Annotated in this window: 16 protein-coding genes; 8 read left to right on the top strand and 8 right to left on the bottom strand. The window is 72.3% G+C overall.

The features are described 5' to 3' along the window. A complete protein-coding gene (locus tag ACIRVH_RS28355) occupies positions 1-477 on the top strand; it encodes a hypothetical protein (protein WP_403959158.1) in 477 nt (158 codons plus the stop codon). Between the two features lie 6 nt (positions 478-483). On the opposite strand, the gene ACIRVH_RS28350 is transcribed toward ACIRVH_RS28355, so the two are convergent. The 3 genes from ACIRVH_RS28350 to ACIRVH_RS28340 form a co-directional block, all read right to left on the bottom strand. After that, complete coding sequence (locus tag ACIRVH_RS28350; RefSeq protein ID WP_403959183.1) at positions 484-636, bottom strand: hypothetical protein; 153 nt, start codon at positions 634-636, stop codon at positions 484-486. A 20-nt stretch (positions 637-656) separates the two neighbouring features. After that, entirely contained in the window at positions 657-1,448 is a 792-nt protein-coding gene (locus tag ACIRVH_RS28345) for an N-formylglutamate amidohydrolase (protein WP_403958626.1), read from the bottom strand. Between the two features lie 145 nt (positions 1,449-1,593). Continuing rightward, positions 1,594-3,813 (bottom strand): NADP-dependent isocitrate dehydrogenase, encoded by a 2,220-nt coding sequence (locus ACIRVH_RS28340; RefSeq protein ID WP_403958624.1) that lies wholly within the window; start codon positions 3,811-3,813, stop codon positions 1,594-1,596. A 284-nt stretch (positions 3,814-4,097) separates the two neighbouring features. On the opposite strand from ACIRVH_RS28340, the gene ACIRVH_RS28335 reads away from it, so the two are divergent. Then, a complete protein-coding gene (locus tag ACIRVH_RS28335) occupies positions 4,098-5,576 on the top strand; it encodes a M1 family metallopeptidase (RefSeq protein ID WP_403958622.1) in 1,479 nt (492 codons plus the stop codon). A gap of 207 nt (positions 5,577-5,783) precedes the next feature. On the opposite strand, the gene ACIRVH_RS28330 is transcribed toward ACIRVH_RS28335, so the two are convergent. From ACIRVH_RS28330 to ACIRVH_RS28320, 3 genes are all read right to left on the bottom strand, one after another. Next, positions 5,784-6,875, bottom strand: a complete 1,092-nt coding sequence (locus ACIRVH_RS28330) for a mechanosensitive ion channel family protein (RefSeq protein ID WP_403958619.1) — start codon at positions 6,873-6,875, stop codon at positions 5,784-5,786. Between the two features lie 186 nt (positions 6,876-7,061). Continuing rightward, a complete protein-coding gene (locus ACIRVH_RS28325) occupies positions 7,062-8,588 on the bottom strand; it encodes an amino acid permease (protein ID WP_403958616.1) in 1,527 nt (508 codons plus the stop codon). A 36-nt stretch (positions 8,589-8,624) separates the two neighbouring features. Next, a complete protein-coding gene (locus tag ACIRVH_RS28320) occupies positions 8,625-9,605 on the bottom strand; it encodes a hypothetical protein (RefSeq protein ID WP_403958613.1) in 981 nt (326 codons plus the stop codon). A gap of 254 nt (positions 9,606-9,859) precedes the next feature. Here ACIRVH_RS28320 and ACIRVH_RS28315 point away from each other — a divergent pair, with 254 nt between their 5' ends. Genes ACIRVH_RS28315 through ACIRVH_RS28305 form a run of 3 tightly spaced genes read left to right on the top strand, consistent with a single transcriptional unit; the run spans position 9,860 to position 13,712 of the window. Further along, complete coding sequence (locus ACIRVH_RS28315; RefSeq protein ID WP_403958611.1) at positions 9,860-11,290, top strand: FGGY family carbohydrate kinase; 1,431 nt, start codon at positions 9,860-9,862, stop codon at positions 11,288-11,290. Further along, positions 11,287-12,690: an FAD-dependent oxidoreductase gene (locus ACIRVH_RS28310; RefSeq protein WP_403958608.1), complete on the top strand. Its 1,404-nt coding sequence runs from the start codon at positions 11,287-11,289 to the stop codon at positions 12,688-12,690. Before ACIRVH_RS28315 ends, ACIRVH_RS28310 begins: the two co-directional genes overlap by 4 nt. Then, positions 12,687-13,712 (top strand): FAD/NAD(P)-binding oxidoreductase, encoded by a 1,026-nt coding sequence (locus ACIRVH_RS28305; protein ID WP_403958605.1) that lies wholly within the window; start codon positions 12,687-12,689, stop codon positions 13,710-13,712. Before ACIRVH_RS28310 ends, ACIRVH_RS28305 begins: the two co-directional genes overlap by 4 nt. Here ACIRVH_RS28305 and ACIRVH_RS28300 read toward each other — a convergent pair. Both ACIRVH_RS28300 and ACIRVH_RS28295 read right to left on the bottom strand, forming a co-directional pair. Further along, positions 13,697-14,461, bottom strand: a complete 765-nt coding sequence (locus tag ACIRVH_RS28300) for a crotonase/enoyl-CoA hydratase family protein (protein ID WP_403958602.1) — start codon at positions 14,459-14,461, stop codon at positions 13,697-13,699. The two genes, ACIRVH_RS28305 and ACIRVH_RS28300, sit on opposite strands and share 16 nt — an antisense overlap. A gap of 43 nt (positions 14,462-14,504) precedes the next feature. Continuing rightward, a complete protein-coding gene (locus tag ACIRVH_RS28295; RefSeq protein WP_403958600.1) occupies positions 14,505-15,488 on the bottom strand; it encodes a YbhN family protein in 984 nt (327 codons plus the stop codon). Positions 15,489-15,674: 186 nt separating this feature from the next. Between ACIRVH_RS28295 and ACIRVH_RS28290 the strand changes: the two genes are divergently transcribed. The 3 genes from ACIRVH_RS28290 (at position 15,675) to ACIRVH_RS28280 (ending at position 21,329) form a co-directional block, all read left to right on the top strand. Continuing rightward, on the top strand, positions 15,675-17,552 hold the full coding sequence (locus tag ACIRVH_RS28290; RefSeq protein ID WP_403959155.1) for an ABC transporter ATP-binding protein: 1,878 nt from the start codon (positions 15,675-15,677) through the stop codon (positions 17,550-17,552). Positions 17,553-17,755: 203 nt separating this feature from the next. After that, on the top strand, positions 17,756-19,114 hold the full coding sequence (locus tag ACIRVH_RS28285; RefSeq protein ID WP_403958597.1) for a lectin: 1,359 nt from the start codon (positions 17,756-17,758) through the stop codon (positions 19,112-19,114). A 22-nt stretch (positions 19,115-19,136) separates the two neighbouring features. After that, positions 19,137-21,329: an RICIN domain-containing protein gene (locus tag ACIRVH_RS28280; RefSeq protein ID WP_403958594.1), complete on the top strand. Its 2,193-nt coding sequence runs from the start codon at positions 19,137-19,139 to the stop codon at positions 21,327-21,329. Positions 21,330-21,448: the final 119 nt, after the last annotated feature.

Genomic DNA, 21,448 nt, shown 5'->3' with positions numbered 1-21,448 from the left:
GTGAACGGGAACGGATTTCCCGAAGAGGACTTCGACGACGCCGGGTTCGACGGTGATCTGCTGGAGGAGGAGCTGCGCCAGGCGGCCGCCGTGCTGGACCCCGTCCCCGTTGAGCTGCGCCAACTGGCGCTCGAAGCCTACGCGTTGCACGACCTGGACGCCCAGATCGCCGAGCTGACCTTCGACTCGCTCGTGGACGCGCTGCCGGTCAGGGGAGTACCGGACGCCCCGCGGATGCTGACCTTCCGCGCGGGCGAGCTGACCGTCGACGTCGAGGTCACCGGGGAGGGGCTGATCGGCCAGGTGCTGCCGCCGCAGTCGGCGCGCATAGAGGTGCTGGGCGGCCCGCAGACGACCCGGCCGGTCGCGGTCGACACCCTCGGCCGCTTCACCAGCGAGCAGCCACCCACCGGTCCGTTCGCCCTGCGGCTGCGGACCGGCGGCGAGGTGATCGTCACGGAGTGGCTGCGGGCCTGAGCCGGATCACCAGGTGACGGGCAGCGTCTGCGGCCCGCGGATCATCGTCCTGTGCCGCCGGCCCATCTGCCCGGGCTCCACCGCGAGGCGCAGCCCGGGCAGCCGGTCCAGCAGCTCGGCGAAGTTCGGGGCGAGCCGGGTCACCTGACGGCGGGTCACCTAGGCCTGGCCGCGGAGGTCTACAGGGTGTTGACGAGCGCGGCCAGTGCGGTGGCGAGCTGCTCCAGACCCGGCCCGGGCGGGCCGCCCGGCTCGGTCATGTACGTGTCCCGTCGGATCTCCACCATCAGCGCGCTCACCCGGCGGTCACACCCGTAGTACTCCAGCGGTACGTAGGTCCCGCCGAAGGGACTGTCCAGCCCGGTCTCCCCGAAGGCGGAGAACGCCTCCCGTGCCGCCTCCCGCAGCTCGGGCGGCGTGTGGAAGGCGTCCGTGCCGAGGCACACGGGCGGCCGCGGACCCGTCCCGTGCAGCTCGTACGGCAGCGCCTGGCTCGGGTAGGAGTGGACGTCGATCACGACCGCCCGCCCGGTCGCGGCGAGCCGCCCGGCCACCGCCGCGGTCATCGCCCGCGCGTAGGGCCGGAAGTACCGCTCGACCAGCGGCTCGGGGTCGGTGTCCGCGGCCCGCAGCTCGTCCCGGTGCGTGGTGCGCGTGTACACGGCCCCCATTCCGACGGCGAGCATCTCCTCCCGCTCGTCGGGGAACCGCTCCGGGTCCACGACCAGCCGCGACAGCCGGTTGACGAATCGCCAGGGGGTGAGCCCGGCCAGCCCCGCCGCCCGCTCGGCGATCCGCGCGGTGTGCGCGTCGGTGATGTGGTCCAGCTCCAGCCCGAGCGCCGTGTCGTCGAGCAGGATCCCCTTGCGCACGTCCTCCGGGATCGCCCGCGCGGAGTGCGGCACGTGCAGCAGCACGGGCGACTCGGCGGCGCCGGGGAGGAGTTCGAACGAGGGGGCGTACTCGGTCACGGGCTGCTCCAGGGGCGTTGTCGGTGGCGCGGTGCAGGATCAAGGTGTCACACCGGCACCGGCGCCGGACACGCCTCCGCCCCGGCCGGGGGCAACCCGACCGGGGCGGAGTCCGCTCACAGCTGCGGCTCAGGTGCCGCGGGCGTCAGCTCAGCGAGGCGAGGGCCTCGTTCCAGGTGGCCGACGGGCGCATCACCGCGTCCGCCTTGGCCTTCTCGGGCTGGTAGTAGCCGCCGATGTCGGCCGGGGAGCCCTGGACCGCGAGCAGCTCGTCGACGATCGTCCGCTCGTTCGCCGCGAGGGTCTCGGCGAACGCGGCGAACGCCTTCGCCAGGTCGGCGTCGTCGGTCTGCGCGGCCAGCTCCTGCGCCCAGTACAGGGACAGGAAGAAGTGGCTGCCGCGGTTGTCGATGCCGCCGACGCGACGGGTCGGGGACTTGTCCTCGTTGAGGAAGGTCGCCGTGGCGCGGTCGAGGGTGTCGGCGAGGACCTTGGCGCGGTTGTTGCCGGTGGCCGCCGCGTACTGCTCGAAGGCGGGCACCAGGGCGAAGAACTCACCGAGCGAGTCCCAGCGCAGGTAGTTCTCCTTGACCAGCTGCTGGACGTGCTTCGGCGCGGAGCCGCCGGCGCCCGTCTCGAACAGGCCGCCGCCCGCCATCAGCGGGACGACCGACAGCATCTTGGCGCTGGTGCCCAGCTCCAGGATCGGGAACAGGTCGGTCAGGTAGTCGCGCAGCACGTTGCCGGTGACCGAGATGGTGTTCTCGCCGCGGCGGATGCGCTCCACCGACAGCTTGGTGGCCTCGACCGGGGACAGGATCTTGATGTCCAGGCCCTCGGTGTCGTGCTCCGGCAGGTACTGCTTCACCTTGGCGATCAGGTTGGCGTCGTGGGCGCGGCCCTCGTCCAGCCAGAACACGGCCGGGTCGCCGGTGGCGCGGGCGCGGGTGACGGCCAGCTTGACCCAGTCGCGGATCGGGTCGTCCTTGGTCTGGCAGGCGCGGAAGATGTCGCCCTTGCCGACCGGCTGCTCGATCAGGACGTTGCCGGCCTGGTCGAGGACGCGGACCGTGCCCGCGGCCGCGATCTCGAAGGTCTTGTCGTGGGAGCCGTACTCCTCGGCCTTCTGCGCCATGAGGCCGACGTTCGGGACCGAGCCCATGGTCGACGGGTCGTAGGCGCCGTGCGCGCGGCAGTCGTCGATGACGACCTGGTAGACACCGGCGTAGGAGGAGTCCGGGATCACCGCGAGGGTGTCGTCCTCCTGGCCGTCCGCGCCCCACATGTGGCCGGAGGTGCGGATCATCGCCGGCATGGAGGCGTCGACGATGACGTCGGAGGGCACGTGCAGGTTGGTGATGCCCTTGTCGGAGTCGACCATGGCGAGGGTCGGGCCCTCGGTCAGCTCGGCGTCGAAGGAGGCCTTGATCTCGGCGCCCTCGGGCAGGTTCTCCAGGCCCTTGAGGATGCCGCCCAGACCGTCGTTCGGGGACAGGCCGGCCGCGGCGAGCGTCTCGCCGTACTTCGCGAACGTCTTCGGGAAGAAGGCGCGCACGACGTGGCCGAAGATGATCGGGTCGGAGACCTTCATCATCGTGGCCTTGAGGTGCACGGAGAAGAGGACGCCCTCCTCCTTGGCGCGGGCGATCTGCGCGGCGAGGAACGTGTTCAGCTCCGCGACGTGCAGGACGGAGGCGTCGACGACCTCGTCCTTCTTGACCGGTACGGACTCGCGCAGCACGGTGGTGGTGCCGTCCTCGGCGACCAGCTCGATCTTCAGGGCGCCGGCCTCGGAGATCACCACGGACTTCTCGGTGGAGCGGAAGTCGTTCTCGCCCATGGTCGCCACGTTGGTCTTGGACTCGGTGGTCCAGGCGCCCATGCGGTGCGGGTGGGTCTTGGCGTAGTTCTTGACCGAGGCGGGGGCGCGGCGGTCGGAGTTGCCCTCACGCAGGACCGGGTTCACGGCGGAACCCTTGATCTTGTCGTAGCGGGCGCGGATCTCGCGCTCCTCGTCGGTCTTCGGGTCGTCCGGGTAGTTCGGCAGCGCGTAGCCCTTGCCCTGCAGCTCGGCGACGGCGGCCTTGAGCTGCGGGATCGACGCCGAGATGTTCGGCAGCTTGATGATGTTGGCTTCGGGGGTCTTGGCCAGCTCGCCCAGCTCGGACAGCGCGTCGGGGATGCGCTGGTCCTCGTTCAGGTACTCCGGGAAGACGGCGATGATGCGCCCGGCCAGCGAGATGTCCCGGGTGTCGACGGCGACACCGGCCTGCGAGGCGTACGCCTGGATCACCGGCAGGAACGAATGCGTCGCCAGGGCCGGGGCCTCGTCTGTGTAGGTGTAGAAGATGGTCGAGTCAGTCACCGGGTGCTCCGCTCCACGTCTGCAACATTGCTCGACATCAAGATATCTCGTGATCGGGCCGGGCTCGACAGGGGTCCTGGCCGGAAAACATGGCGTACGGGTGCAACCGCTTCCCCGTCTCTGTGGTCATGACAAGCGATCGCTCACTGACCATGCGCGATCCCCCACTGACCGGCTGCCGGGCCTGACCCTCCGGCCGCCCGAGCGAAGGCGGACGATGAGATATCGCACCCGAGTGACGGCCCCGGCGGCCGTCCTGATCGGCACGACGGCTGCGCTGGCCCTTGGGCTCCCCGGCCCAGGCCGCCCCGGGCAGGCGCACGGGGGACGCCGGCCCGGAGACCCTCGGCGACCCGGTCTTCCCGGCCCTCGGCAACGACGGCTACCGCGTGTCGGCGTACCACCTCGACCTGGCCTACGACCCCACGACCAGGCTGGTCGACGCCACCGCCACCCTGCGGATCCGCATGGACCGGGCGCTGACCCGCTTCTCCCTCGACGCCCTCGGCCTCGACATACGTTCCGTGTGCGTCGGCGGCCGCGAGGCCGTCTGGGAGCAGGCGGACGAGAAGCTGCGCGTCACTCCCGACCGCCCGCTCCCGGAGAAGGCGGTCGCGACCGTCCGCGTGGAGTACTCCGCCGACCCGCGCCGCACCCTCGCGCACACCGCCTGGGTCCCCACCGAGGACGGCTTCGCGATCTGCCCGCAGCCGAACTCCGCGCACACCGTCTTCCCGTGCAACGACCACCCCTCGGACAAGGCGGACTTCAGCTTCCGCATCACCGTCCCGAACGGGCTGCGCGGTGTCGCGAACGGCACGCTCACCGACACCGAGGAGCTGGACGGCGGCCGTACGGCGTACTCGTACTGCTCGGCCGCTCCGATCGCCACCGAACTCGTCCAGATCACGGTCGGCAACTATGTGATCAAGGACCGCCAGGGCCCGCACGGCCTGCCCCTGCGCGACGTCGTCCCCACCGCCCGCGCCACCGCCCTGGAACCGGCCCTCGCCCTCACCCCGGGCCTGGTGACCTGGCTGGAGGACCGCCTGGGCGCCTTCCCGTTCGAGACGTACGGTCTGCTGCCGTGCAACTCCGACGACCCGAAGGCCTTCGACTTCACCGGTCTTGAGACCCAGACCCTCACCCTGTACAAGCCGAACTTCCTGCTCCAGGAGGAGAAGAAGATCGGCGCGCACATGATGCACGAGCTGGTCCACTCCTACTTCGGCAACCTGGTCAGCCCCGCCACCTGGGCCGACCTGTGGCTGAACGAGGGCCACGCCGACTTCTACGGGCTCCTCTACCGCTACGAGCGCGGCTGGGCCGACTCCCTGGGCCTCACCGCGATGGAGGCCCGGATGAAGGACACCTACGCCCGCGGCGACCAGTGGCGCCACGACTCGGGCCCGGTGGCCGCGCCCAACGCCGTCAACCTCTTCGACAGCCAGCGCTATCTGGGCGGCGTGCTCGTCCTGTACGCCTTCCGGGAACTGGTCGGCGAGGACGCCTTCCACGCCGTCGAGCGCACCTTCCTGGAGTGCTTCCGCAACTCCTCGGCGTCCACGGACGACTACATCGCCGTCGCCTCGCAGGTCACCGGCCAGGACCAGTCCGGCTTCCTGCGTGACTGGCTCTACGGCACGAAGACCCCGCGCATGCCCGGCCACCCCGACTGGACGGTGAACCCGGTCAGCTCGTCCTTCGCGGCCCCGCACAGCGGACGCGGCGGCCACTGGCACGAGAACTCGGCGACGCTCTGACGCCCCCGTGGCGGGCGGAGCCGGGCCCGGCCCCGCCCGCCACGCGCGTGGTGTCGTGCGCCCTCCCGATGACCTCGGCCCCCGCCACGTACCACCCGGCCGCTCGTTGCACCCGTCGGGCCGGGGTGGTCACGACACCACCTGGCTGGAGGTCGCCCGCGCTCTCCGGCGCGACTCGTGCTGCCACGCCGGAGCCGGGGACACGTACTAGTCGGTCAGGGCCGAACCCGACACCGCGTCCTCCCCGCTGCGCTGCTGCGGAATCACCACCGAGCCCTGCTGCAGCGCCACCGTCCGGGTCGGGGACGGGATGCGGATGCCCTCCGCGCGGTAGCGGCGGTGCAGGCGCTTGATGAACTCGTGCTTGATGCGGTACTGGTCGCTGAACTCGCCGACGCCGAGGATCACCGTGAAGCCGATGCGGGAGTCCCCGAAGGTGTGGAAGCGGATCGCGGGCTCGTGGTCCGGGAGGGCGCCGGTGATCTCGGTCATGGTCTCGGCGATGACCTCGGTCGTGACACGCTCGACGTGGTCCAGATCGCTGTCGTAGCTCACGCCCACCTGCACCAGGATCGTCAACTGCTGCTCGGGACGCGTGAAGTTGGTCATGTTGGTCTTCGCCAGCTGGCCGTTGGGGACGACCACCAGGTTGTTGGACAGCTGGCGGACCGTCGTCTGGCGCCAGTTGATGTCCACGACGTACCCCTCCTCGCCGCTGCTCAGCCGGATGTAGTCGCCCGGCTGGACGGTCTTGGAGGCGAGGATGTGGACGCCCGCGAACAGGTTGGCGAGGGTGTCCTGGAGGGCGAGGGCGACGGCCAGACCGCCGACACCGAGGGCGGTGAGCAGGGGCGCTATGGAGATGCCCAGCGTCTGCAGCACCACCAGGAAGCCGATCGCCAGGACCAGGACCCGGGTGATGTTGACGAAGATGGTGGCCGAACCCGCCACGCCCGAGCGGGACTGGGTGACCGAGCGGACCAGACCCGCCACGACCCGGGCCGCGGACAGGGTCACCACGAAGATCAGCCACACCTGGAGGATCTGGTTGGTGTGGTGCTGGACGGTGTGCGTCAGCGGCAGTACCGCCGCGGCCGCCGCGAGCCCGCCCACGATCGCTGCCCAGGGCACGACGGAGCGCAGCGTGTCCACGATGACGTCGTCACCGCTCCACTTGGTCCGCTTGGCGTGCTTGGCCAGCCAGCGCAGTACCGTGCGGGACAGGAAGGCCAGCACCAGGCCCGCGGCCAGGGCGATGCCGGCGAGGACGAGGTCGTCCAGGGTCAGCGCGCGGTTCACCGGTCACCTCCGGGGTGCAAAGCTGCTGCGGAGAACCTGATGTGAAGTGTCGTCACGATGTCACCTGCTCGATGTCCGGAATGTGCGATCGCGCCGCCGCCGGGACAATGGCGGTCGGCGCGATCGTTCATCCTGCCGTATCCGGGGCACCGGTTCGTACCCGGACCGGTGCGGCGGGCGGACGTCTCAGACGATGCCCTCCGCGAATTCGGCCTGGTCGCGATCGTTGCCGTAGGCGGCGGTGGTGGGCGTGCCGTACGAACGGCGGGCGACGTACCACCAGATGCTGGCCAGAACCAGCACGACGACGAGGGCCACGGCCGCGTAGTTCATCGTGTCGACCGTGACCGGCGAGGACTGCGGCAGGCAGAACAGGACCGTCACACAGGCCACCCACACCACCGCGATCCAGCCGACCGGTCTGCTCCACCGGCCCAGGTGCCACGGACCCGGCTGGAAACGGTCGCCCGCGCGCAGCCGGAGCAGGACGGGGATGGCGTAGGCGGGGGTGATGCCGATGACGTTGATGGCGGTGACCGCGCCGTACGCCGTAGCCGAGTACAGGGACGGCAGGGCCAGGACGCCCGCGACGATCACCGACAGCCACACGGCCGCGACCGGGGTCTGGGTGCGGCTGCTCACCTTGCGCCACAGATGCGAGCCGGGCAGGGCGCCGTCCCGGCTGAACGCGAACACCATCCGGCTGGCCGCGGCCACCTCGGCGTTCCCGCAGAACAGCTGGGCGACGATCACGACGAGCAGCAGCGCGCTCGCGCCGTCGGTGCCGAGGCCGTCGAGCAGGATCTGCGCGGGCGGCACCCCGGTGTCGGTGGTGCGCGTGGCGTCGTAGTCCTGGATGGCGAAGGTCAGGCCGGCGAGCAGTACGAAGCCCGCGATCCACGACACCCAGATGGACCGGACGATGCCCTTCGCCGCGGACACCGAGGCGTTGGAGGTCTCCTCGGAGAGGTGGGCGGAGGCGTCGTACCCGGAGAACGTGTACTGGGCGAGCAGCAGGCCGATCGCGGCCACGTAGAGCGGGCTCGACCAGCCGGTGTCGTTGACGAACTCGGTGAACACGAAGGACGGCGACTGGTGGTGGTCCGGGACGATCGCCAGCGCCCCGACGATGAGCGCGACACCGGCCAGGTGCCACCACACGCTGACCGAGTTGAGCAGGCTGACCAGGCGGACGCCGAACAGGTTCAGCACGGCGTGCAGCAGCAGGATCGCGCAGAAGATCAGCATGGTCCTGCCCGGGGTCGGCTCGAAGCCCCACTGGAGGTTGGCGAAGGCCCCGGCGAACAGGGCGGCTCCGTAGTCGATGCCGGCGATCGCGCCCAGCAGACCGAGCAGATTCAGCCAGCCCGTGTACCAGCCCCAGCGCCGGCCGCCGAGCCGGTCGGCCATGTAGTACAGGGCGCCGGAGGTCGGATAGGCGCTGGTGACCTCGGCGAGCGCGAGGCCCACGCACAGCACGAACAGGCCGACACCCGCCCAGCCCCACAGCATCACGGCGGGCCCGCCGGCGCCCAGACCGAAGCCGTACAGGGTCATGCAGCCGGACAGGATCGAGATCACCGAGAAGCTGATCGCGAAGTTGCCGAAGCCACCCATGCGGCGGGCCAGCACCGGGCGGTAGCCCAGCTCGCGCAGCCGCCGCTCCTCGTCGTGCTGCGGCCGGGCGGGCGTGGGCGATGGATCGGGGGACATGCTGGAACCTCCGGGGGTGAGGAAGGAGAACGGGCGTCAGGCGCCTTCGGCAGCCGCGCGGCAGCGGTCCCTGGCCTGCAGGAAGACCTCCACGGCACGGCCCCGGTCCGGGGTGCGGTACATCCACGGCGGCGGCGTGACGTACGGGCCGATCGCGTCGAACACCCGGGCTGCGTCCGGGAACTGATGGGCGCCCCACAGGGCGTGTGCCACATGGTTGAGGTCCAGCAGCGAGCGTTCGGCCCGGGGCGTCTGCTCGAACCAGGAATGCAGGGCGCGCCGCGCCTCGCGGGTCGCGTCCTCCGCCACCCAGTGCAGGTCGAGCGCCGCGTCGTGCCCGCTGGAGCGCCGGTAGCGCTCGACCCGGACGTACAGCGGCAGCAGGTGCAGCGCGGACCCGGGCGGCGCCGCGCCGGCCGCCCACTGGGCGTAGCCCGCGGCCTCGGCGAGCCGGCCCGAGGAACCGATCGTGTACAGGAACTGCAGCATCCGGTGGTGGGCCTCGCGGTTGTGCGGGTCGCGCTTGCCGGCCTCGGCCAGCAGCCCCCACGGACCTGGCGGCAGCATCGGCTCCGGCGGCGGTGCCCGGTGCTCGTCCCAGCGCTGCTCCGGGTCCAGCTGGGCCAGCGCCAGCAGACAGATCCAGGGCACGGGGTCGGGCGGGGCGGTCTGGGTGGCGGACTGCGCGGCGTCCCACGCCTCGATCCACAACTCGTGCGTACGGCGGTGCCCCTCGCGCTGTGCCCTGAGGGCCCGCTCCACGCCGACCCGGGCGTGCATCACCGTGGCCGACACACTGTGCGGCTCCTCCGCGAGCCAGGCCCGCACCACGTCGGTACCGGCCGCGGCGGTCGCGAGGACCTGGGTGCGCTGGGTCCACTGCCACCAGCTCGTGGTGTCCGCGAGCAGCGCGCGCATCGCCATCCAGCGCCCCGTGCGCAGATCCTGGAGGGCGGTGCGTAAGGCCCCGTCGTGGCCGGCGGGGTCGTAGGAGGGGCGTGCTCCTTCTCTGGCCATCAGCCACCCGTCCCGGTCCGCGAGCGGACGGGCGGGGTGGCGGGGTGCGATAGCAACAGCCCTCCTCTGGGCGGTGGTCGAGCGCCTCCTGCGGGTCGGCGGTCACTATAGGGGTGTCACTTCCGCCTTGCCATTGTTGTCAACACAACTATCTGGCGGGGTAGTTGACCGAGAACCGGCCCGGCTTGACGCCGGACGCGGCCCGACGGCAGGCTGTTCGCGCCGATCTTCGAAGGGGCGTGCGGGAGGATGCGATGACGGGGCCGGTGCTCGCCGTCGACCAGGGAACGTCCGGCACCAAGGCCCTGGTGGTCTGCCCCGAACGCGGCGTCCTCGGCGCCGGGTTCGCCGAGGTGACGCCCCGCCACCTGCCCGGCGGTCTCGTCGAGGTGGATCCCGTCGAGCTCTACGCCTCGGTCGTCGAGGCCGGACACCGCGCACTCGCCGAGGCGGGCGAGGACGTCGTGGCGATGGGCCTGGCCAACCAGGGTGAGACCGTCCTCGCCTGGGACCCGGCGACCGGACGCCCGCTCACCGACGCCCTCGTCTGGCAGGACCGGCGCGCCGAGACCGTCTGCGCCGAACTCGCCGAGCACGCCGAGGAGCTGCGGCAGCTGACCGGCCTGCCCCTCGATCCGTACTTCGCCGCACCCAAGATGGCCTGGATCCGCCGCAATCTCACCCGCGAGGGCGTCGTCACCACCTCCGACGCCTGGCTGGTCCACCGCCTCACCGGCGCCTTCGTCACCGACGCGGCCACCGCCGGCCGCACCCAGCTCCTCGACCTCGACCGTGCCCAGTGGTCGCCACGGGCGCTGGAGGCCTACGGGCTCTCGGACGAACAGCTCCCGCAGGTGGTCGACAACGCCCAACCCGTCGGCACCGCCAACGCGTTCGGCCCCGAGATCCCGGTCACCGGACTCGCCGTCGACCAGCAGGCCGCCCTGCTCGCCCAGCGCATCACCGGACCCGGCGCCGCCAAGTGCACCTACGGCACCGGCGCGTTCCTGCTCGCGCACACCGGCGGCACCCCCCGGCGCGGCACCTCCGGCCTGGTCAGCTGCGTCGCCTGGCGACTCGCCGGAGACACCGCATACTGCCTCGACGGACAGGTCTACACGGCCGCCTCCGCCGTGCGCTGGCTCACCGACCTCGGCGTCATCTCCTCGGCCGCCGACCTCGACCCGGTCGGCGGCGCCGTCCCCGACAGCGGCGGCGTCACCTTCGTCCCCGCCCTCGCCGGACTCGCCGCCCCCTGGTGGCGCGGCGACCTGCGCGGCTCCCTGACCGGGCTCGGCCTCGACACCGGGCCCGGACACCTGGTGCGCGCCCTGTGCGAGGGCCTGGCGGCCCAGGTCGTCGAGCTGGCGGAGGCCGCGGCTGCCGACCTCGGCACCCCGCTCGACGCGCTGCGCGTCGACGGCGGCCTCACCCGCTCCGCCCTCCTCATGCAGACCCAGGCCGACCTGCTGCAACGCCCCGTCGAGGTCTCCGCGCTGCACGACGCCACCGCACTCGGCGCCGCCACCCTCGCCCGGCTCGGCGCGGACCCTACGCTGAGCGTGGAAGACGCCCTGCCCGACTGGAAGCCCGCCACCGTGTACGAGCCCCGCATCCCGGCCGACCAGGCCGCCGAGCGCCTGGCCGGCTTCCGCAGCGCGGTCGCCGCCCTGCTCGACGCATGACCGTCACCGCGGAGGGGCAACTGCCCCAGCAGACCTACGACGTGGCGGTCGTCGGCGCCGGAGTCGTCGGCTGCGCAGTCGCCCGCGAACTCGCCCACCACCCCCGGCTGCGCATCGCGCTGGTCGAGGCCCAGGACGACGTCGGCCAGGGCACCTCCAAGGCCAACACCGCGATCCTGCACACCGGTTTCGACGCGACCCCGGGCACCCTGGAGGCCCGGCTGGTCCGCGAGGGCCACCAGCGGCTGGCCGCGTACGCCGCCGAGTCCGGCATCCCCGTCGAAGAGGTCGGCGCCCTGCTCGTCGCCTGGGACGAGGAGCAGCTCGCCGCGCTGCCCCGGCTCGCCGAGAAGGCCGAGCGCAACGACTACCTGCACACCCGACTCCTCGGCGCCGACGAGCTGTACGCCCGCGAACCGCACCTCGGTCCCGGTGCGCTCGGCGCCCTGCACGTGCCCGGCGAGAGCATCATCTGCCCGTGGACGACGACCCTGGCGTACGCCACCCAGGCGGTCCGCGCCGGCGTCGACCTGCACCTGAACACCCGCGTGGAGCAGGTAAGTCAGGATGCCCAAGGGCACCTCCTGACCACCTCCAGAGGCATCCTGCACGCCCGCCACCTGGTCAACGCGGCCGGACTGCACGCCGACACCCTCGACCGGGCCCTCGGCCACGACGACTTCACCGTCACCCCGCGCCGCGGCCAGCTCATCGTCCACGACAAGCTCGCCCGCCCCCTGGTCCGGCACATCCTCCTCCCCGTCCCGACCGCCCTCGGCAAGGGCGTCCTGGTCGCCCCCACCGTCTACGGCAACGTCCTGCTCGGCCCCACCGCCGAGGACCTGCACGACAAGCGGGCCACCGGCTCCACCGCCGACGGCCTCGCGCTGCTGCGGGAGAAGGGCGGTCGCATCCTGCCCGCGCTGCTGCGGGAGGAGATCACCGCCGTCTACGCCGGGCTGCGCGCGGCCACCGAGCACGAGGACTACCGCATCACCGCCCACCCCGAGCAGGCGTACGTCACCGTCGGCGGCATCCGCTCCACCGGCCTGACCGCGTCCCTTTCGATCGCCGCCCACGTCGTCGGCCTGCTGACCGAGGCCGGGCTCGACCCCGGACCGGCGCGCCCCCTCGACCCGGTCCGCATGCCCAACCTCGGCGAGGCCTTCCCGCGCCCCCACCAGCGGCCCGAACTCATCGCCGCCGACCCGGAGTACGGCACCCTCGTCTGCCACTGCGAGCGCGTCTCCCGCGGCGAGATCCGCGACGCCCTCGCCAGTACGATCCCGCCGCGCACCCTGGAGGGCCTGCGCCGCCGCACCCGGGCCCGGGCCGGCCGCTGCCAGGGCTTCTACTGCGGGGCAGCGGTGCGGCAGCTGTTCGAGGAGGCGCGCACATGACCGCCGACCGCAGGGTCGACGTCCTGGTCGTCGGCGCCGGTCCCGCCGGACTCGCGGCCGCGGCCCGGCTGGCCGCCGCCGGTGCCGGCCGGGTCGAGGTGCTGGAGCGGGAGACGCAGGCCGGGGGAGTGCCCCGGCACTGCGCCCACGGTGGCTTCGGCACGTGGGCGCGGCGGCTGACCGGACCGGAGTACGCCCGACTGCTCACCGAGGGCGCCACACACACCGGGGCCGTGCTGCGGGCCGGCGTGACGGTCCTGGACTGGGCGGGCCCGCGCACACTCACGACGGTCGGCCCGCAGGGCCTGGAGACGATCGAGGCCGAAGCCGTCGTCCTCGCCACCGGCTCCCGTGAACGCCCCCGCGCGGCCCGGCTGGTGCCCGGCACCCGGCCCGCCGGCGTCTACACCACCGGCGAACTCCAGCAGGCGGTCCACCTGTTCGGGCAGCCGATCGGCACCCGCGCGGTGGTGGTCGGCGCGGAGCGGGTCTCCTACTCGGCGGCCGACACCCTCCGCACCGCCGGCGTCGCGGTCGTCGCCCTGCTGACCGAGAACCCTCGGGCCCAAGCCCCGCTGCTGCGGGCCCAGTCGGCCCGCCTCGGCCACCGCGTCCCGCTCCTCACGGACACCGCGGTCACCGAACTCCTCGGCCACGGCCGCCTGTCCGGCGTCCGCGTCCGGCACCGCGACGGCCGTACGGCCACCCTGCCCTGCGACACGGTCGTCTTCACCGGTGACTTCGTCCCCGAGAACGAACTCGCCCGCCGGGCCGGCATCACGCTGGACGGAACCCCGCACACCTCGCGGCCGGGCGTCTTCGCCGTCGGCGCCGTCCTGCACCCCGGACAGCGGGCCAGGTCGGCGACTTGGGCCGGTGCGGAGGCGGGCGGTGCGGTCCTGGAGTGGCTGGCGGGAGAGGAGTGGCCGGCGCACGGGTCCGTCCAGGACCGGTGCTCGCAAGTCCGCGTAGGACCCGTGCTCGCAGGTCCGTGCAGGACCGCTGCTCACAGGTCCGTATAAGACCCGTGCCGCCCAGCACCCCCGGCGAAGCGTGCCGCTCCCTCCAGACCCTCGGCCAGCACACCCATGCCGTAGCGCAGCTCGCCGCGCAGGGCGCTCTCCTCGTCCATGCCCTCCTGGTCCAGCACCGAGGCCCGGTCGCCGCGCATGCAGGCCTGCGGGAAGCGGGCGATCCGGGCCGCCAGCTCCTCGGCCTCCGCGCGGGCGTGGCCGGTCGGGACGAGACGGTTGGCGAGGCCGATGTCGTAGGCCTCGCGGGCCGGGACCGGGCGGCCGGTGAGGATCAGGTCCATGGCCCGGCCGGCGCCGATCAGCCGGGGCAGCCGTACCGTGCCGCCGTCGATCAGCGGTACGCCCCAGCGGCGGCAGAACACCCCGAACACGGCGTCCTCCTCGGCGACCCGGAGGTCGCACCACAGGGCCAGTTCGAGGCCCCCCGCCACGGCGTGCCCGGCGACGGCGGCGATCACCGGCTTGGACAGCCGCATCCGGGTCGGCCCCATCGGGCCGTCGCCCTCCTCGGTGACCCGGTTGCCGCGCTCGCCGCCCATCGCCTTCAGGTCGGCGCCCGCGCAGAACGTGCCCCCCTCGCCCCACAGCACCGCCACCCGCGCGTTCTCGTCGGCCTCGAACTCCCGGAAGGCGGTGGCGAGTTCGGCGGCCGTGGGGCCGTCCACGGCGTTGCGGACCTCGGGGCGGGACAGGACGATCGTGGTGACGTGTTCCTTGTGCTCCACGCGGACCGGCACGGCGGATGCTCCTTCTGAGGGGGCGGCTCGGGGCCACTCTGCCTCAGATGACCTTCAGCCGCACCAGTGCCCCCAACGTCAACGCCCCCGGCAGCAGCGGCACCCACACGGTGATGATGCGGTAGGCGAGCACCACCGCCGTGGCCACCGCCACCGGGCCGCCCGCCGCCACCAGCGCCACGATCAGTGCCGCCTCGACCGAGCCGAGCCCGCCCGGTGTGGGCACCAGCGCGACCGCGACCGTCGCGGCCAGGTACGCGAGCGCCATGTGGGCGGGCGGTACCGGCAGCCCCAGCGCCTGGCCCACCGCCACCAGGCCGGCCGCCTGGAGCGCGGGGAAGGCGAGCGAGCCGCCCCACAGCGCCAGAGCCCGGGCCGGACGCGTGTGCACCGAGCTGGCCTCGCCCAGGGCGGTGCGGACGAAGCGGAGCACGGGCGTGCGCAGGCGTCGTACGAGGGCCAGCGCGGCCACCGCCACCGCGAGCGCCGCGCCCGCGACGGCCAGCACCGGTCCGACGGCCCCGTCGGGCAGCAGGGTGCCGAGGCGCAGCGCGTCGGGGAAGGCGAGCAGCAGCGCGGCCAGCAGGCTCAGCCGGCCGACCGACTCGGCGAGCAGGTACAGCGCGAGCGCCGCGGAGGAGCGGGCCAGCGGCACCCCGCACACGCTCATGAACCGCAGGTTGACCGCGCCTGCGCCCAGCCCCGTCGGCAGCAGGTGGTTGGCGGAGCCCGCCGCGAACTGCGTGGCCAGGAGCCGCCACCGGGGCAGCTGCTGGACGACGGCTCCCTGCCGGGTGACGGCCGCGGCCACCCAGGTCAGGCAGGTGGCGCCGGCCGCCGCCAGCAGCCAGGGCCACGAGGCGGTCCGCAGCTGTCCGAAGCCCTCGGCGAGCACCGACCGGTGCCGCACCGCGACGACGGCGACGAGCAGGAGCGGAAGCAGGCAGAGGATCTGCCGCACGGGGACGCGCCGGGCGAGCCGGGGGAGGCGTCCCTCACGGAGGTCGGGGAGTCGTACCGCTGTCACATCGGGAGAGGTTTTCCGTGCCGTGCCAACGGCGGGTGGCCGAAGCGGGGCCGGCGGCTTACGGACGGGCAGCGGATGGGAGGGGAGGGTCATGGCGGCCTTCGGGTGCGAGGACGTAGATGGGGATGAAATGGCGCGGACATTGACCTCAACGAAGCTTGAGGTCCTACGTTCTCTCCCATGAGCATGGAGACCACCGCCTGGACGCAGCTGCACAGCGTGATGACCGCGCAGCAGGAACGCCGCCCCCTCGCCCGCGCCACGTTGCGCCGTATCGCCGCCTTCGCCCGCCCGCACCGTGCGGGCATCGTCCGCTTCGTCCTTCTCGGGGTGGTGACCGCACTGCTCGCCGTCGCCACGCCCGTGCTGGCCGGCAGCGTCGTCGACACGATCGTGGCGGGTCACGACTCCGGGAAGGTCGTCCGGCTCTCGCTGCTGATCGCGCTCGTCGCCCTCGCGGAGGCGGGGCTCGGCATCCTCGGTCGGCGCCTGTCGGCGACGCTCGGGGAGGGACTCATCCTCGACCTGCGCACGGCCGTGTTCGATCATGTGCAGCGCATGCCCGTCGCGTTCTTCACACGTACCCGTACGGGCGCGTTGGTCAGCCGTCTCAACAACGACGTGATCGGTGCCCAGCGGGCGTTCGCCAACACCCTGTCGGGCGTGGTGACCAATCTGGTGACCCTGGTGCTCACCCTCGCCGTCATGCTCACCCTGTCCTGGCAGATCACCCTGCTCGCGCTGGTGCTGCTGCCGGTGTTCGTGCTGCCGGCCCGCCGCATGGGCAGCCGGATGGCCCGGATGCAGCGGGAGGCGGCGGAGCTGAACGCGGCCATGGGCACCCGGATGACCGAGCGCTTCTCCGCGCCCGGCGCCACCCTGGTCAAGCTGTTCGGCCGCCCGGAGGAGGAGTCGGCCGAGTTCGCGGACCGCGCCCGCCGGGTGCGCGACATCGGCGTGCGCACGGCGACCGCCCAGTCGGTGTTCATCACCGCCCTCACCCTCGTCTCCGCCCTCGCCCTGGCCCTCGTCTACGGCCTCGGCGGCTGGTTCGCGCTGCGCGGCACCCTGGAGGCGGGGGCGGTCGTCTCCCTCGCCCTGCTGCTGACCCGGCTCTACGCCCCGCTCACCGCGCTCGCCGGAGCCCGCGTGGAGGTGATGAGCGCGCTGGTCAGCTTCGAGCGGGTCTTCGAGGTGCTCGACCTGAAGCCGCTCATCGAGGAGAAGCCGGACGCCGTCGAGGTGCCCGAGGGCCCGGTCGCGGTCGAGTTCGAGGACGTCACCTTCTCCTACCCGTCCGCCGACCAGGTCTCCCTCGCCTCCCTGGAGGAGGTCGCCGCGCTCGACACCCGCGGCGGCGCCGAGGTCCTGCACGGCATCTCGTTCCGCGCCGAACCCGGCCAGACCATCGCCCTCGTCGGCTCCTCCGGCGCCGGCAAGTCCACCATCGCCCAGCTGCTGCCGCGCCTGTACGACGTCGACGCCGGTGCCATCCGCATCGGCGGGACCGACGTCCGGGACCTGACCGCCGCCTCCCTGCGGGGCACCCTCGGCATGGTCACCCAGGACGGCCACCTCTTCCACGACACCGTCCGCGCCAACCTGCTGCTCGCCCGGCCGTCCGCCACCGACGAGGAACTGTGGGACGCGCTCGGCCGCGCCCGTCTCGCCGAGGTCGTACGGTCCCTGCCCGACGGCCTGGACACGGTCGTCGGTGAACGCGGCTACCGGCTCTCCGGCGGCGAGCGCCAGCGCACGACCATCGCCCGGCTGCTGCTGGCCCGTCAGCGCGTGGTGATCCTCGACGAGGCCACCGCCCACCTGGACAACACCTCCGAGGCGGCCGTCCAGGAGGCGCTCACCGAGGCCCTGGAGGGCCGCACCGCCGTGGTGATCGCCCACCGTCTGTCCACCGTCCGGGCCGCCGACCAGATCCTGGTCGTCGAGGCCGGCCGGATCGTGGAGCGGGGCACGCACGGCGAACTCCTCGCGGCGGGCGGCCGGTACGCGGAGCTGCACCGCACCCAGTTCGCCCGGCGGGACGACGAGGTGACCGCGGTCTGAGCCGGACGCAGGGGGTGGGCTGCTGCCCGGGATGCTTTCCGGGTCGCAGCCCACCCCCTGCTGCCCACCCTCTTGACTCCACTGGTCCGGACCTTTAACTTCACGCCTTAAACAAAGACTCCGGATGCACTCAACACCCACATGTCACACCTGTGTTGGGCGTGCGCCCGGGTATCCCCCCACGCGAAAGGCCGCCCCCGCACATGGCCAGACCACTCCCCGCAGCCGTCTCGCTCGCCGCCCTCTCCCTCGCCACCGGCCTGCTCACCGCAGCCCCGGCCCAGGCCGCCACCGGCTCCATCACCGGCCTCGCCGGCAAGTGCCTCGACGTCGCCGGCGCAAGTTCCGCCAACGGCACGGCCGTTCAGCTGTACGACTGCAACGGCACCGCCGCCCAGCAGTGGACGGCCGGCAGCGACGGCACCCTCCGCGCCCTCGGCAAGTGCCTCGACGTCACCGGGAACTCCACCGCCGACGGCGCCAAGGTCCAGCTGTGGTCCTGCACCGGCGGCGCGAACCAGAAGTGGACCGTCAGCGCCGCCCACGACATCGTCAACCCGCAGGCCGACAAGTGTCTGGACGTCACCGACAACTCCTCGGTCAACGGCGCCCGCGCCCAGATCTGGAGCTGCACCGGCGGCGCCAACCAGAAGTGGAACGCGCCCGCGGCGGACGGCGGCACCGCCCCGTCCGCACCGATGGCCGTGGCGCCGTACCTCTACAACGGCTGGGGCAGCCCGCCGAACCCGAGCACGATCACCCAGGCCACCGGCGTGAAGTGGTTCACGCTCGCCTTCGTGCTCAGCAACGGCTACTGCAACCCCCAGTGGGACGGCAGCCGCCCGCTGACCGGCGGGGTCGACCAGCAGACCGTCACCACCGTGCGGGCGAACGGCGGTGACGTGATCCCGTCGTTCGGCGGCTACAGCGGCAACAAGCTGGAGAGCTCCTGCTCCGGCGCGGGCGAACTCGCCGCCGCCTACCAGAAGGTGATCAACGCCTACGGTCTGAAGGCGATCGACATCGACATAGAGGCCGACGCCTACAGCAACCCCACCGTGCAGCAGCGCACCGTGGACGCGCTCAAGACCGTGAAGGCCGACAACCCCGGTCTGAAGGTGTACATCACCATCGGCACCGGGCAGAGCGGCCCCGACACCAGCCTCATCAACCGGGCCGCCTCCTCGGGGCTGACCGTGGACGCCTGGGCGATCATGCCGTTCGACTTCGGCGGCGCCGGACAGAACATGGGCAACCTGACCACGCAGGCCGCCGAAGGTCTGAAGAACGCGCTGAAGAACGCCTACCACTACAGCGACGACCAGGCCTACCGGGACATGGGCATCTCGTCCATGAACGGCATCACCGACAACAACGAGACAGTCACGGTGAGCGACTTCCGGACCATCCTGGCCTACGCCCAGCAGCACCACCTCGCCCGGCTCACCTTCTGGTCCGCCAACCGCGACCGCCCGTGCACCGGCGGCCCCGCCGACAGCTGCTCCGGCGTCTCCCAGTCGGCCTGGGACTACACCCGCGTCTTCGCCGGCTACACCGGCTGATCCCCGTCCGCTAGGAGAACCCGTGCTTCCCCTCACCCGCCGTCGCAGATCGACGGCCGGCGCGCTGGTCGCCGTGGCCGCCGCGTCCCTGCTCACCGCGGCGCCCGCGCGCGCCGCGACCCCCGCGGCCGCCGCCCTGCCCACCGGCCTCGCCACCGTGGTGAACGCCGCGAGCGGCAAGTGCCTGGACGCCAAGGCGGCCGGCACCGCCAACGGCACCGTCGTGCAGCAGTACACCTGCAACGGCACCACCGCACAGCAGTGGAGCTTCACCGCGACCAGCGACGGCTACGTCCGTATCGGCAACGGCAACAACACGGGCCAGGTCGTGGACGTCGCCGACGTCTCCACCGCCGACAACGCCCAGGTGCACCTGTGGAGTTACGGCGGCGGCGCCAACCAGCAGTGGCTGCCGGTGGACGACGGCGGCGGAGCCTTCCACCTCGTCAACCGGGGCAGCGGCAAGTGCCTGGACGATCCGGGCGCCTCGCTCGCGGACAGCGTGCAGTTCGTGCAGTACACGTGCAACGGCACCGCCGCCCAGCGCTTCCAGGTGGTCCCGGTGACCCAGTCCGCCGCCGACCCCGACCTCGGTCCGAACGTCGTCGTCTTCGACCCGTCGATGTCGTCCTCGGCCATCCAGAGCAAGCTGGACACCATCTTCAAGCAGCAGGAGACCAACCAGTTCGGCTCCCAGCGCTACGCCGTGCTGTTCAAGCCCGGCGCCTACAGCGCGGACGTCAACGTCGGCTTCTACACCCAGGTGCTGGGCCTGGGCCTCACCCCCGACGCGGTCTCCGTCAACGGCGCGGTGCACGCGGAGGCGGACTGGTTCCAGGGCAACGCCACACAGAACTTCTGGCGCGGCGCCGAGAACCTGTCGGTCAACCCCAGCGGCGGCAGCGACCGTTGGGCGGTCTCGCAGGCGGCGCCGTACCGGCGGATGCACCTGCGGGGCAAGCTGGCCCTGGACGACGGCGGCTGGTCCAGCGGCGGCTACCTCGCCGACAGCAAGGTCGACGGGCAGGTCGACTCCGGCAGCCAGCAGCAGTGGCTGACCCGGAACTCCCAGCTGGGCAGCTGGACCGGCGCCAACTGGAACCAGGTCTTCGTCGGCAGCCAGGGCGTACCGTCCACCAGCTTCCCCAAGCCCCCGTACACGACGGTCGCGCAGAGCCCGGTCAGCCGGGAGAAGCCGTTCCTGTACGTCGACGGCAACGGCGCCTACCAGGTGTTCGTGCCGTCGGTGCGGTCCAACTCCACCGCGACCAGTTGGGCCGGCTCCAGCCCGGCGGGCAGCTCGCTGTCCCTTGACACCTTCTACGTGGTCAAGCCGGGAGCGACCGCCTCCCAGATCGACTCCGCGCTCGCCGCGGGCAAGAACCTCCTGGTCACCCCGGGCGTCTACCACCTGGACCAGACCCTGAAGGTGACCCGCCCCGACACCGTCGTCCTCGGCCTGGGGCTCGCCACCTTCGTCCCGGACAACGGCATCACCGCGATGACCGTCGCTGACGTCGACGGCGTGAAGATCGCGGGCCTGCTCTTCGACGCCGGCACCACCAGCTCGAAGACCCTGCTCGAGGTCGGGCCGACCGGCTCCGCAGCCTCCCACGCGGCCGACCCGACCTCCCTGCACGACGTCTACGTCCGCGTCGGCGGCGCGGGCGTCGGCAAGGCCGCCACCAGCATCGTCGTCAACAGCGACAACGTCATCGGCGACCACATGTGGATCTGGCGCGCCGACCACGGCAGCGGCGTCGGCTGGACCAGCAACACCGCCGACACCGGGCTCGTGGTCAACGGCGACGACGTGACCATGTACGGGCTGTTCGTCGAGCATTTCCAGAAGTACCAGGTGCTTTGGAACGGCAACGGCGGCCGCACCTACTTCTTCCAGAACGAGATGCCGTACGACCCGCCGAACCAGGCGGCCTGGATGAACGGCTCCACCCAGGGCTACGCCGCCTACAAGGTCGCCGACTCGGTCACCAGCCATCAGGCCTACGGCCTCGGCAGCTACTGCTACTTCAACGTCAACCCCTCCGTCACCGCCGCGCACGCCATCGAGGCACCGAACACCCCCGGCGTCCGCTTCACCAGCATGGTGACCGTGTCCCTCGGCGGCACCGGCACCATCAGCCACGTCGTCAACAACACGGGAGGCGCCTCCAACTCGGCCGGCAACGTGGCCGACCTCGTCAGCTACCCCTGACCGGTGCGACGGGCGAGGACAGGGGGACCTCGCCCCGCGCCCCCCCACCCCCCGCCCCACGACCCACCCCCCGGCCCCCTGGACCCCGGAGGGCGGGAGGACCGCCAAGGTGACGGGGC

It is taken from the genome of Streptomyces sp. NPDC101165, assembly GCF_044768135.1.
Taxonomy (GTDB): domain Bacteria; phylum Actinomycetota; class Actinomycetes; order Streptomycetales; family Streptomycetaceae; genus Streptomyces.
Note: the sequence above shows the minus strand (reverse complement) of the source record. Positions and strands in the feature narration are given on the sequence as shown.